A 12,230-nucleotide genomic window follows, 5' to 3' on the forward strand; every position below is an offset into this window, starting at 1 on the left:
GCTGTTGCTAGTGGTTCGCAACAATCATAGATAGGCAACAGGGCCGCGCGGAATCCGGAACCCCCTCGGGACCTGGTCAGTCCTGCCGCGCCCACGCCTTGGACAGCTTGACCTTGCCGCCGGTGCGCAGCAGCGACCCCTCGTAGAGCCGGGCGGCCAGCAGCACGATCGCCACGACCGAGCAGGCCAGCACGGCGAGCGACAGCAGCGCCTCCCACGCCTGCGCCTGCCCGGCGAACAGCCGCACCGGCATCGCGACGGGCGCGGAGAACGGGACGTAGGACAGCACGCCCATCACCGCCGAGTTGTCGGCGAACGCCAGCACCGCGAAGTACGGGCCCATCACCAGGATCATGACCACGCCCATGGTCGAGCCCAGGTCCTCCTGGCGGCTGACCAGCGAGCCCGTCACCGCCCACATCGAGGCCAGCAGCACGAACCCCAGCAGCAGGAACGGCACGAACCAGCCCAGGGCCGGGGCGACGACCGCGAGCAGCTCGGACTGGCCGCCCAGGCGCAGGGCGATGGGCGTGGCCAGGGCGAGCACCACCACCTGCCCGATGGTCAGCAGGGTGTGCCCGGCGATCTTGCCCGCGAGCATGGCCCGCACCGGGATCGTGGACACCAGGATCTCCACGATGCGGGTCTGCTTCTCGGTGACGGTGCTCTGCGCGATGGCCGCGCCGCCCATCCCGAACATCATGAACACCAGGGCGAACACCAGGACGACGACGAACCGCTCGTCCTCGCCGACCTCGGCCTGCTCGAGCAGGTCCACCGGCGGTGCGGTGGCCAGCGCGGCCACCACCTCGCCCGGCGGCTCGGTCAGGGCGACCACGCGCACCCCGGTGGCGGACTCGCCGGTGGTGTCCGGCACGACCGCGGCGTCCACCTCCTCCGCGCGCACCAGCTCCTCGGCCGCGGCGACGTCCTCGACCTGGCGGACCTCGAAGTCCTCGCCGGCGAAGGCCCCGGCCGCCTGCGACCCGACCAGGGCCACCGGCGTGGCGCCGCCGCCGAACACCGCCGGCAGCACGGTCAGCGCGAACAGCCCGACCAGCATCACGGCGAAGCCGATCCAGAAGCCCTTGGTGCGCACGAGGACCTTGACCTCGCGCTCGGCGACCAACCGGGTCGCCCCGGTGAACGACACGCTCACATCGCCTCCTTGAAGATCTCGTCCAGGGTGGGGACCACGGGGCCGAAGGCTCGGACCGCGCCGCGCTCCAGGGCCGCGCGCAGCACGTCCTGGTCGTCGCCGCCGTCCAGCTCGAAGACCGCCCGCGGACCGTCCAGCTCGACCACGCGGACGCCCGGCAGGTCGCGCACCCAGCCCGCGTCGGAGGACACGACCAGCTCGTGCCGCCGCGTCCCGTACCGCTCGCGCAGCTCCTCCCGCGTGCCGCTCGCCGTCACCCGGCCGCCGGAGATGATGACCACGTCGTCGCACAGCTGCTCGACCAGCGCGAGCTGGTGGCTGGAGAACAGCACGGGCACGCCCGCGGCGGCGCGCTCGCGCAGCACCCCGAGCACCACCCCCACCGCGATCGGGTCCAGGCCGGAGAACGGCTCGTCGAGCACCAGCACCTCGGGGTCGTGCACCAGCGCGGCCGCGATCTGCACGCGCTGCTGGTTGCCCAGCGACAGCGCCTCCAGCTGGTCGCCCGCGCGGTCGGCGAGGTCGAGCCGGTCGAGCAGGCGGTCGGTGTTGGCGCGGGCGGTGGCGCGGTCCAGGCCGTGCAGCCGGCCCAGCCACGCGATCTGGTCGCCCACCGCCATCTTCGGGTAGAGACCGCGCTCCTCGGGCATGTAGCCGAACGAGGGCCGCTCCCCCTCCCGAACCGGTCGCCCGCGCCAGGCCACCTCGCCGCCGTGCGGTGCGAGCACCCCGAGGACGATGCGCATGGTCGTGGTCTTGCCCGAGCCGTTGGCGCCGAGGAAACCGGTCATCCGCCCGGGGCGGACCTCGAAGGTCACGTCGTGGAGCACCCGGTGGTCCCCGAAGCTCCGGCTGATCGCCGTCACAGTCAACACGACCGGAACGCTATGCCGTGCCGCACCCGCCCCGCGTCCTCCGCGGGACCCACCCGGCGGGTCCTCCGCGCGACCTACCCGCGGCCGTCACCGGGCTGGACGATGCCGCGCTCGTAGGCGAACACCACGGCGTGGGTGCGGTCGCGCAGGTCGAGCTTGTTGAGCACCCGGGAGACGTGGGTCTTGACCGTGGTCTCGCCCAGGTGCAGGGCGCGCGCGATCTCGGCGTTGCTGGCCCCGCGCGCCAGTTCCACCAGCACCTCGTACTCGCGGTCGGTCAGCTCGGGCGGCCGGTGGGCCGGCGCGGTCCCGATCCGGTCCCGGCCGTGGAACTTCGCGATGACGCGGCGGGTCACCTCGGGCGAGAGCAGCGCGTCGCCGCGGGCCACGATCCGGACGGACTCCACCAGGTCCTCCGGCGAGGCGTTCTTGAGCAGGAACCCGCTCGCACCCGCCCGCAGCGCCTCGAACAGGTAGTCCTCGCGGTCGAACGTGGTGAGGATGACGACGCGGGCGGTGTTGCCGGGCGCGCCGAGGATGCGGCGGGTGGCCTCCAGCCCGTCGACGCGCGGCATCTGGACGTCCATCAGCACCACGTCGGGCCGCAGCCGCTCGACCAGTTCGACGGCCCGTTCGCCGTCGCCCGCCTCGCCGACGACCTCGATGCCGTCCTCCGTCCCGAGGATGACCCGGAACCCGGCGCGGACCAGGTCCTGGTCGTCGGCGAGCACGACGCGCAGCGGCCGGTCGGTCACGGGAGGTCCTCCTCGGCGGTGGTCGGCAGGGTCGCGCGCACCAGGTAGCCCTTGCCCTTGCGCGGGCGGGCTTCGAGCTGCCCACCGTGGACCGCGACGCGCTCCCGCATCCCCACCAGGCCGAACCCGGGCGTGGTGGCGGGCACGGGCCCGCGCCCGTCGTCGGCGATCTCGACCTCCAGCGCGCGGTCGAGGTAACGGACCCGGACGTCGACCCGGTGCGCGGCCGCGTGCTTGACCACGTTGGTCAGCGCCTCCTGCACCACCCGGTAGGCGGACAGGGCGACGCCGTCCGGCACGGGCCGGGGCTCGCCGTAGGTCTGGTGCGCCACCTCCAGCCCGGCCGAGCGCGCCGTGGCCACCAGGTCGGGCAGCCGGTCGAGGGCGGCCAGTTCGCCGTCCGGCGCGTCCTCCGCGGTCGGTTCGGCGCGCAGCACGCCCAGCAGCCCGCGCAGCTCGGCGATCGAGCCCCGGGCGGTCTGCTCGACCATCAGCAGCGCCGAGCGGGCCAGCTCGCGGTCGGTGTCGAGCACGCGCCGCGCGGCGCCCGCCTGGATGCCCATCACCGACACGTGGTGGGCGACCACGTCGTGCAGGTCGCGGGCGATGCGCATCCGCTCGGCCACGAGCGCGCCGCGGGTGTTCTGCTCCTGGGAGCGGCGCAGCTGCTCGGCGCGGTGCTCCAGTTCCGCCCGCCGGCGGGCGGACACCCAGGCGGTGTCGCCGATGACGTAGGCGGACAGGAAGTACAGGACGTTGAAGCCGAGTCCGTAGAGGACGGACGCCAGCACCGGGTCCAGGGGCCCGGTGACGTCGCCGTAGTCCTGCGGCGGTCCGATGAGGAAACGCACCAGGTTGAACCCGAGCCAGGCGAACATGGCCACGATCACCCCGATCCGCGACCACCGGGCGAGCACGCGGCTGCGCTCCCACGCGCCGGAGGTGTAGATCGCGGCGAACAGCGCCACCGAGGGCACGAAGTTGTCGCCGATCTGCCGGGTCTGTGCGGCGATGAACAGCACGCCCACCACGAGCAGGACGGCGAACGGGAACCGGCGGCGCACCACCAGCGGGGCGGTGACCGCGACGCTCCAGAACAGCTGCTCGCCCAGCGAGGGGGCCCGGCCGAACGCCAGCGCGCCCATGCTGTTCACCAGGACGGTCATCGCGAGCGCGCCGGCCATCACGCCCACCGCGAGCACCACGTCCCGGCGCTGCTGGGCCGGGGTGGGTCCCGGTCGGCTCCACTCGGCCCAGCGGGGCTCCGCGCCGGCGGAGTCCGCGGTTGCCATGGCGACAACCTAACCGATGCGCTCCGCGTCGCCGGACGATCGCGCTCCGTGCTGCTGTCCGGGCTCCGGTGCTCCCGGTTCGCCCTCCTCCTCCACGAGGCGCGCCAGGGTGCGCCGCCCCAGCCCGCTCATCACCGGGTTGCTCGCGGCGTAGTACCAGACCAACCCCATCGCCTGCTGGAAAGCCCACCCCCGGCCGCGCGCCCACTCGTCGTCACCGCAGCCCAGCTCCTCGCGCAGCACCCGGCGCGGACCCGCGTCGAGCAGGTGCCAGGCGCCGACCAGGTCCAGCGCGGGGTCGGCCGGCCCGAGCCCGCCCACGTCGATCACCCCGGTCAACCGCCCGCCGGCGACCAGCACGTTGCCGGGGATCAGGTCGCCGTGGGTCATCACGTCGGGTGCGTCGCCGCGCGGCAGCGACCGCAGGTCCGCCCACAGCCCGCGCAGCCGCGGCACGTCCAGCAGGTGTTCGCTGCGCCGGAAGCAGCTCTCCAGGTACTCGTCGTGGGACCTCAGCTCCCCGCCCCGCCCCCGCCCCCGGAACACCCGGCCGCGGGTGTCGATCGCGCGCACGCCGCGGACGAACGCGGCCAGGTCGCGCGCGAACGGCACGGACCCGGCGGCGCTGTCGGGCGTGGCCGGCGCGCCGGGCAACCAGGTCTGCACCGACCAGGGCAGCGGGTAGCCCGCGCCGGGTCCGCCCAGCGCGACCGGTTCGGGCGTGCGGAACGGGGTGCGGCCGAGCAGCTCGCGGGCGGCGTCGGCCTCGGCCACCAGCTCACGCCGGACCTCGCCCGGGTCACCGGGCCGCAGCGGGAAGCGGGCGGTGAGCCCGTCCCCGACGCGGAAGATCGCGTTGACGGTCCCGTGCGCGGCGACGTCCCGCACGGGCAGGTCCCGCCAGCCGGGGAACTGGTCGGCCACCAGCGCGCGGACCGTCGCCGCGGTGACGGTCAGCTGGTCGTCGTGCATGTCCACCGGGGCAGCCTCGCCCGACCCGATCACCGACCGCAACCGGGTACCGCGGGCGGGCCGGCCCATGATGGTCACGTGCGCAGGCGCGTGTTGCCCGGGATCACCGCGGCCGTCATCATCGTGGTCGTGGTGCTCGGCAGCGCGTTCGCCCTCCAGCGCAAGCTCGTGTTCCTGCCCTCGGGCGGTCCGCTGCCCGCCGCGGCCGACGTGCTGCCCGGCGGTCGTGACGCCACCCTCGCCACCGCCGACGGCCTGAGCCTGTCCGCCTGGTACTTCCCGGTGCCCGGCGCGCGGGCCGCCGTGCTGGTCGCACCGGGCAACGCGGGCAACCGGTCGATGCGCGCGCCGCTCGCGGCCGCGCTCACCGCCCGCGGCCTGTCGGTGCTGCTGCTGGACTACCGGGGCTTCGGCGGCAACCCCGGCTCGCCCACCGAGGCGGGCCTGGCGCTCGACGTCCGGGCCGCGCGCGACTTCCTGGTCACCGAGACCGGCCTGCCGCTGCTGTACTTCGGGGAGAGCCTGGGTTCGGCCGTGGTCGCCGAACTGGCCGTCGAGCACCCGCCGGTCGGGCTGGTGCTGCGCTCGCCGTTCACCGACCTGGCCGCGGTGGGCCGGGTGCACTACCCGTTCCTGCCGGTGCGGTGGCTGCTGCTGGACCGGTTCCCGACCGCCGAGCACGCGGCCGCGACCAGCGCGCCGGTCACCGTCGTCTACGGCTCGGCCGACTCGGTCGTCCCGCCGGGGCAGAGCCGCGCGGTGGCGACGGCGGCGGGCGGGCGCGCGGTGGAGGTGCCGGGCGCCGACCACAACGACCGGGTGCTGCTCGACGGCCCGGACGTGGTCGCGGCGGTCACCGCGCTCGCCTGACCCGGAGCACCGCGAACCCGACCAGCGCGGGCAGCGCCACCGCCGATCCCGCCAGCAGCCACCGGCCGGTGGTCATGGTGGTCAGCGACGCGCCGGTGGCGGTGTAGACGGCCGTGGCGGGGACCACGCCGAGCGCCGTGCCGGCCGCGAACGAGCCGACCCGCACGCCGGTGAGCCCGGCGGTGTAGTTGACCAGGCCGAACGGCACCACCGGCAGCAGCCGCAACGCCACCACGGCGGCGAAGCCGTGCCGCTCCAGCAGCCGGTCGACGCGGGCGAAGCGGCCCTCGCCGGGCGGGATCTGGTCGGGCCGGGCCTCGCCGGACCGGGCCTCATCCGGCCGGGCCCCGCCGGGCCGAACCGCGTCGCGCCCGAGCCCCCGCGACAGCGCGAAGCCCACCAGCGCGCCCAGCGTCACACCCGCCACCACCACGCCGGCACCGAGCCACGGCCCGAACAGCACACCGCCGAGCACGCTCAACACCGGTTTGGGCACCAGCACCGACGACCCGGCCGCGCAGACCGCCACGAACACCAGCGGCGCGGCGGGCCCGGCGGCCTCGACCCAGCCGCGGACCTCGTCCACACCGGGCGTAACCCCGGTGGCGACGCCGACCGCGAACAGCACCACGAGCGCGACGAGCAGCACGAGCCGGACGACACCCGCACGCGACCGCCCGTTCACCCCGCCCAAACTACTTGGCCCGGTGGTCGCCCCGCGGGATGGTGGAGTGGTGATGGGGGACTTCGCGGACGCGGTCGAGGTGCTGGGGGTGTCCGGGCACCCGGGTGGGCTGGTGGTGCGGCGGCCCGAGCTGAGCATCGGCGTGGTGCGGGTGGTGTCGCGGCCGTCCGGGCTGGAGGTCGAGGTGCTGGCGCGGCAGCCGCTGGACCGGCGGGACGCGACCCGGCGGCAGCGCGAGGTCCGCGAGGGGCACGTGGTCCCGCCCGCGCCACGCGTGCTGCTGCCCCAGCACGACGAGGGCCTGGAGCTGCGCCTCGGCGTGCTCGGCGACGACGGGCGGGCGCGCTGGGCGTGGCCGGTGCGGGAGTCGGGCTGGACCGGCGACCACCACACCGGCGAGTTCGGTCCCGCGCACCACCGGACCTTCCTCCTCCCGCCCGCCTTCGACGAGGTCTCGCTGGTGTTCGCCTGGCCGGGGATCGGGTTCCCCGAGACGGTGGTCACCCTGCCCCTGCCCGACCGGGACACCGTCGAACGCGACGCCCTCCCGATCTGGGACGCGCCCGTCGCCGCCGTGCCGACCACCACGGGGTTCGCGGACCGGGAAGCCCGCCACGTGGGCGCCGTCGCCGTCGAGACCGGGGTCACCGCGGCCGCACCACGGGTCCTGCACCGGGGTGGGCACGCGGCGGTCGTGCTCACCCGGCTCGCCGCGGTGGAGCCGGGGCTGCTGGCGGCGTACGTGGTGGGCGTGGCCGGGGACGCGGCCGGGGATCAGGTCGTGGACGACCTCACGGCCCCGGACGGGTCCCCGCCCGACCTCACGGCCCGGTGGGGAGAGCCCTCGCCCAACCTCACGGCCCCGGACGGGTCCCCGCCCGACCTCTCGTGGTCCTCGCGGGGCGGCCCCGGTCCCGGCCTGGCGGTCGTGCGCGGCGCGGAGGCGTTCTGGCTGTCCCCGCACTCCGCGGAGGCCGCCGGGGGCTCCGGGCGCGTGGTCACCGACTCCCGGTACGTCTTCGACGCACCCACCGGCGGCGTGCTCGACCTGCTGGTCACCTGGCCGGCCGTCGGCCTGCCCAACGCCGTCGCCCGCATCCCACTGACCCCGCTGACCCCGCCAATGAATGCTGAACGTTAAGTAACTACCACTCAGCGCAACTCCTCCGCCGCTCGTCGTGACCTGCTTGACCGGTTAATTTGGCCGCTGCCACCGTCGGCCCCGCCACCAACGACGACCGGCGAGGAGACCCCATGCCAAGACACCTGGGAAAGCTGACCGTGATCGCGGCGCTCGTGGCCACCACGGCGGTGCAGCCCGCCGCAGGCGCGCACGGCAGGGACTGGGTGGCCGCGTGGGCGGCGAGCCCGGTGGTCGGCAGCGAGATCCCCTGGAGCTCGTGCCCGGCGGGCGAGGGGCTGGCCGACCAGACCGTGCGCAACGTCGTGTTCACCAGCGCGGGCGGGAGGTCGGTGCGGGTGCGGCTGACCAACGCGTTCGGCACCGGACCGCTGCGGGTGGGCCGGACCTCGGTCGCGGTGCGGGCGGCCGACGACGCGGCCGTGCCCGGCACCCTGCGCGCGGTGACGTTCCAGGGTCGGCGGGAGGTGGTCGTGCCGCCGGGCCGGGAGGTCTTCAGCGACCCCGTGCGCCTGGACGTCGAGGCGCTGTCCACGCTGCTGGTCAGCGCGTACGTGCCGGAGGCGACCGGGCCGCTGACCAACCACCCGTTCACCGCCCAGGGCAACTACCTGGCCCCGGGCGACCGGACCGGCGCGGTGTCGGGCGGATTCGCGGACACGCCGTGCTGGATGGTGGTCAACGGGGTCGACGTGGCGCCGTCCGGGCGGGTCGCGGGCACGGTCGTGGCGTTCGGCGACTCGATCACCGACACGGCCGGCACGACCGGCAACGCCAACCGCCGCTGGCCGGACTTCCTGGCCCGGCGGCTGGACGCGGTGCGGGGCCGGACGCTGTCGGTGGTGAACGCGGGCCTGGGCGGGAACCGGCTGCTCGCCGACCGGGAGGGCGAGCCGTTCTACGGCGTCGCTGGCGTCACGCGGGTGCGGCGCGACGTGCTGTCGCAGACCGGCGTCAAGGCGGTGATCATGCTGCTGGCGGTCAACGACATCGGCTACAGCGCGTCGGCGGCGGACCTGATCGAGGGACACCGCGAGGTGATCAGGCAGGCGCGAGCCGCGGGGGTCGACGTCTACGGCGGCACCGTGCTGCCGTTCAAGGGCTCGTTCGTCTGGACCGAGGAGCGCGAGGCGACCTGGCGCACCCTGAACGACTGGATCCGCACGTCCGGCGAATTCGACGGCGTGGTGGACTTCGCCGCCGCGACCGCGGTGCCGGGCGACCCGGCCACGCTCAACCCCGTTTACGACAGCGGCGACCACCTGCACCCGAACGACGCGGGCACCGAGGCCATGGCGAACGCGGTGGACCTCTCCGCACTGCTGGGCAGGCGCTGACCCCCATCACCGAATTCCGCGTCGAAAATGTAAATTCGAATTCTGCAAACGGGTGATGCCCTGCGGGGGCACCTGGATCGCAGGTGCCCCGCAGGGCCGACTCACCGGGCCGGTCGGCCGTCGATCAGGGGAGGATGCTGACCAGGATCTTCGAGATGTCGATGTCGTCGATCAGGTCCAGGTCGTTCAGCGCGTCGACCAGGGTGTTCTTGAAGACCAGGTTGTCCTCGACGTTGACGGTCTTGAGGACGTTCTCCAGCTCGACCTCCAGCAGGTCCAGCTCGGTCCCGTTGAGGACCTTGTTGCCGCTCAGGATGTCGCCGAAGGTGATGACGGCGTCGGGCAGGATGTCCACGTCCACGTCCACGGTGCAGGCGACGACGTTGACCAGGCCGATCGGGGAGTTCAGGCAGCCGACGTCCGGCTTGGTGGTCGCCTGGGCCGCGGTCGAACCACTGAAGAGGAGCGCACCGGTGATCGCGGTGAGAGCGGCACCCGAGACAAGACGCTTCAACAACTTGGGCTCCTAGTTCGAAAGTTCCGTCTGCGCCGATCGGCGCTGACCAAATACAAGCAGAACCGGGAATTGCTGCGCACGAGTCCTTTCGGGTGACAAGCCGAAAAGAGCCCTGGAATTGCTCCTTTCGCCGGAAGGCGCCGTCACGACCAACACTCGGATATTTCCATGAAGCACCGATCCTTCTCACGGGCACTTCGGACACGCTCCGTTCAAACGCGACCGGAAGGGTGATCCGCGATACAGAGGGAGACTCGCGTTCGGGGCCGGCGCGGACCTGTTCGCGCACGTTGGGGAAATGACCGCACGAATGCGGGGCGGCGATCCCGTGCACTCGGTGACCGGCCTAGCCGAAACGTGGCGAACGGGTGAATCCGGCCCCGTTGCGGGTTACCGAACTGCGTTGTGACTCAAGTCACAAGCACAGGTGCGCGCGAATCCGCCGCGAAATCCCACCACGGGTTCTCAGCCCTCCGCCGGACCCCGCTCGATGCGGGTGACGGGCACCACGACCAGGTCGTGCACGCGCCAGTCGAAGTCCCTGGCCCACTCGCCCAGCTCCGCCAGGCGCGCCGGGAGCCCCTCCTCGCCCGTCGGCACGACGAGCAGCTCGCCGACGAACACGTGGCCCTCCTCGCGGACGCGCAGCCACGCGTCGGCCACCCAGTCGTGGTCGAGCACGGCGGCCAGCAACCGGCCCGGCAGCGGGTGCGGGTCGCGGCTCCCGACCACCTGCGGGCGGCTGTCCATCAGGTTCCCCACCGCGCTCCGCGTGGTGTTCACCCCGTCGCGGACGATGTCGGCGCCGATGACCAGCGCGGCCACCGCGTCGGCCCACCACAGGCCGAAGCCGATGCCGAGCACGCCCAGCACCGCCGCCCCGGCGGTGAGCCAGTCGGCGCGGTTCATCTCCGCGTCCGCGTAGAGCACCTTGTCGTGCAGCTGCCGGGCGATCTTCAGCTTGGCGCGGCCCAGCAGGACGGCGGGCGCCATGGTCACCAGCAGCACCGCGATCATCAGCCAGCCCAGCCACAGCCGGACGCCGAACACCTCCACCAGCCCGATGGGCGCGCGCTCACCCGCCAGCAGCCGCGTCAGCGAGTCGTGGACGACGTAGCCGCCCAGCCCAGCAGCGCCACCGAGCCCGCCAGGAACGCCACGCTGACCGACCGGTGGTAGCCGTAGGGGAACCGCGCGTTCGGCGGCCGGTTGCGGTAGCGGGCGGCGAGCAGGAACGCGGCGGGCGGCACCAGCCCCAGCATGTCCTCGATCCAGGCGGCCTTCATCGCCTGCGACTGCCCCAGCGTGGCCGCCAGCAGGGCGACGGCCGCCGCGAAGAACGCGATGGTCCACCACTCCAGCCGCACCGCGCGCCGGTGCAGCGCCGCCTTGTCCGGCGGCAGCTCGAACCTGTCCTGCACCCTCACCGGCGCCCCGGCAGCCGATCGACCTCGTCGTCCGGCAGGTCCAGCAGGAACCGCTCCACCTCGACCTGCCACGCGTTCTCCCCCAGCGGCAGCGCCCACACGTGCCCGTCCACGTACGGAAGGGTCAGCGAGGCGTGCTCGACCCAGGGCGACTGCTCCTCGAACCCACCGACGACCACGTCCAGCTCACCGTTGCCCAGCGCCGTCATCAGCGCCGACTCCGAGCCCCGCCGCCACTCGACGCGGGCGCCCACCTCTTCCGCGAACCGCTCCACCAGCTCCACCTCCGCACCCGCCGGCTCCCCGTCCCCCGCCTCGGTCCACGGCGGGTTGTCGGTCACGCCGGCGCGCAGCGCGCCGCCCCGGACGCGGTCCAGGGTGCCGTCCACGTCGCGCGGCAGCCCGCACCCCGCCGTCACCAGGGCCAGGACGAGGACGGGCAACCAGGCCGCCCGCCTCGTCCACCCCGACCGGTTCAACCCCGGAACGGGGCGGTGAAGCAGGCGACCCGGCCGCCCGCGCTGCCGGCCTTGCCCGGTTCGGTGGCCGTGGCCGGCTGCTCGTGCAGCACGACCGAGGCGGGCACGCGGTCGGCGAAGTCGAACGGCACCGCGGTCTCCGCCGTGCCGTTGCCCTCGCCGTCGGTGGTCAGGTCGAGCCAGATCTCGTTCTGCGGGTTGGCGTAGGCCGGGTCGGTCGACGGCTTGTCCGGCGTCGCGTTGGGGTCGGGCTCGTTCTGGAAGTGCGGTCCGGCGTCCGCGCCGGTCTCCCCGCACGGGTCGGTGTGGGCGTGGGCGGCGTAGCCGCGGTCGGGCTGGAGCCCCGAGACGATCAGGCGCACGGTCGTCGTGCCCTCCCCCTCGACCACCTCCAGCTCCAGTTCGCCCCCGGGCGGCGCGGCGGTGGTGTCGTAGGTGAAGGCGGTGTCCGCGTCGCTCACCTCGGCCAGCACCCCGACCTGCCGGTTCGTGACCGCGGACTCGGACGTGGTGGTGGACTCGGGTCCGGCGGCGTCCGAGCCCGACCCACCGCAACCGACGGTGGTGCAGAGCGCGGCCACCAGCACGATGCCGATGCGCATGAAGTTTCCCCTTCGACTACCCCGGTGTGGTCACCGAACGACTACCCTCGTCACTCCCCGTGAAAACGTCGCACCAGGACGCGGCGCATGTGGTCGCGCCGGCCCCGCGCGGGTGGGCG

Annotated in this window: 14 protein-coding genes; 3 read left to right on the plus strand and 11 right to left on the minus strand. The window is 73.9% G+C overall.

Annotated elements, in window-relative coordinates:
* Positions 1 to 76: 76 nt before the first annotated feature.
* The 5 genes from Q5530_RS07830 to Q5530_RS07850 all read right to left on the minus strand — a co-directional run bounded on the left by Q5530_RS07830 (position 77) and on the right by Q5530_RS07850 (position 5,053).
* Positions 77 to 1,159, minus strand: coding sequence for an ABC transporter permease (locus Q5530_RS07830; RefSeq protein ID WP_415361568.1), 1,083 nt, complete (start codon positions 1,157 to 1,159; stop codon positions 77 to 79).
* Complete coding sequence (locus Q5530_RS07835) at positions 1,156 to 2,034, minus strand: ABC transporter ATP-binding protein (protein ID WP_415361569.1); 879 nt, start codon at positions 2,032 to 2,034, stop codon at positions 1,156 to 1,158. The genes Q5530_RS07830 and Q5530_RS07835 overlap by 4 nt, the downstream gene beginning before the upstream one ends.
* A gap of 74 nt (positions 2,035 to 2,108) precedes the next feature.
* Complete coding sequence (locus Q5530_RS07840; protein ID WP_415361570.1) at positions 2,109 to 2,789, minus strand: response regulator; 681 nt, start codon at positions 2,787 to 2,789, stop codon at positions 2,109 to 2,111.
* Positions 2,786 to 4,081, minus strand: coding sequence for a sensor histidine kinase (locus Q5530_RS07845; RefSeq protein ID WP_415361571.1), 1,296 nt, complete (start codon positions 4,079 to 4,081; stop codon positions 2,786 to 2,788). Before Q5530_RS07845 ends, Q5530_RS07840 begins: the two co-directional genes overlap by 4 nt.
* A gap of 9 nt (positions 4,082 to 4,090) precedes the next feature.
* Entirely contained in the window at positions 4,091 to 5,053 is a 963-nt protein-coding gene (locus Q5530_RS07850) for an aminoglycoside phosphotransferase family protein (protein WP_415361685.1), read from the minus strand.
* Positions 5,054 to 5,131: 78 nt separating this feature from the next.
* On the opposite strand from Q5530_RS07850, the gene Q5530_RS07855 reads away from it, so the two are divergent.
* On the plus strand, positions 5,132 to 5,923 hold the full coding sequence (locus tag Q5530_RS07855) for an alpha/beta hydrolase (RefSeq protein ID WP_415361572.1): 792 nt from the start codon (positions 5,132 to 5,134) through the stop codon (positions 5,921 to 5,923).
* Here Q5530_RS07855 and Q5530_RS07860 read toward each other — a convergent pair.
* Positions 5,907 to 6,608 (minus strand): TVP38/TMEM64 family protein, encoded by a 702-nt coding sequence (locus Q5530_RS07860; protein ID WP_415361573.1) that lies wholly within the window; start codon positions 6,606 to 6,608, stop codon positions 5,907 to 5,909. The genes Q5530_RS07855 and Q5530_RS07860 overlap by 17 nt on opposite strands.
* Positions 6,609 to 6,660: 52 nt before the next feature.
* Here Q5530_RS07860 and Q5530_RS07865 point away from each other — a divergent pair, with 52 nt between their 5' ends.
* Together Q5530_RS07865 and Q5530_RS07870 are read left to right on the plus strand one after the other, a co-directional pair.
* Entirely contained in the window at positions 6,661 to 7,749 is a 1,089-nt protein-coding gene (locus Q5530_RS07865) for a hypothetical protein (RefSeq protein ID WP_415361574.1), read from the plus strand.
* A 113-nt stretch (positions 7,750 to 7,862) separates the two neighbouring features.
* Positions 7,863 to 9,086 (plus strand): SGNH/GDSL hydrolase family protein, encoded by a 1,224-nt coding sequence (locus Q5530_RS07870; RefSeq protein ID WP_415361575.1) that lies wholly within the window; start codon positions 7,863 to 7,865, stop codon positions 9,084 to 9,086.
* A gap of 124 nt (positions 9,087 to 9,210) precedes the next feature.
* Here Q5530_RS07870 and Q5530_RS07875 read toward each other — a convergent pair whose 3' ends face one another.
* The 5 genes from Q5530_RS07875 to Q5530_RS07895 form a co-directional block, all read right to left on the minus strand.
* Positions 9,211 to 9,603 carry a hypothetical protein gene (locus Q5530_RS07875; RefSeq protein WP_415361576.1) on the minus strand — a complete coding sequence of 131 codons (393 nt, stop codon included), beginning with the start codon at positions 9,601 to 9,603 and terminating at the stop codon, positions 9,211 to 9,213.
* Between the two features lie 465 nt (positions 9,604 to 10,068).
* Positions 10,069 to 10,659 (minus strand): cation transporter, encoded by a 591-nt coding sequence (locus Q5530_RS07880; RefSeq protein WP_415361577.1) that lies wholly within the window; start codon positions 10,657 to 10,659, stop codon positions 10,069 to 10,071.
* 38 nt (positions 10,660 to 10,697) lie between these two features.
* A complete protein-coding gene (locus Q5530_RS07885) occupies positions 10,698 to 11,030 on the minus strand; it encodes a cation transporter (RefSeq protein WP_415361578.1) in 333 nt (110 codons plus the stop codon).
* Positions 11,027 to 11,473, minus strand: a complete 447-nt coding sequence (locus Q5530_RS07890; RefSeq protein ID WP_415361579.1) for a transporter substrate-binding domain-containing protein — start codon at positions 11,471 to 11,473, stop codon at positions 11,027 to 11,029. The genes Q5530_RS07885 and Q5530_RS07890 overlap by 4 nt, the downstream gene beginning before the upstream one ends.
* 32 nt (positions 11,474 to 11,505) lie before the next feature.
* Positions 11,506 to 12,111 (minus strand): superoxide dismutase, encoded by a 606-nt coding sequence (locus Q5530_RS07895; RefSeq protein WP_415361580.1) that lies wholly within the window; start codon positions 12,109 to 12,111, stop codon positions 11,506 to 11,508.
* Between the last annotated feature and the right edge of the window lie 119 nt (positions 12,112 to 12,230).

The organism is Saccharothrix sp. BKS2, assembly GCF_047689505.1.
Classification (GTDB): Bacteria; Actinomycetota; Actinomycetes; order Mycobacteriales; family Pseudonocardiaceae; genus Actinosynnema; species Actinosynnema lopnurensis.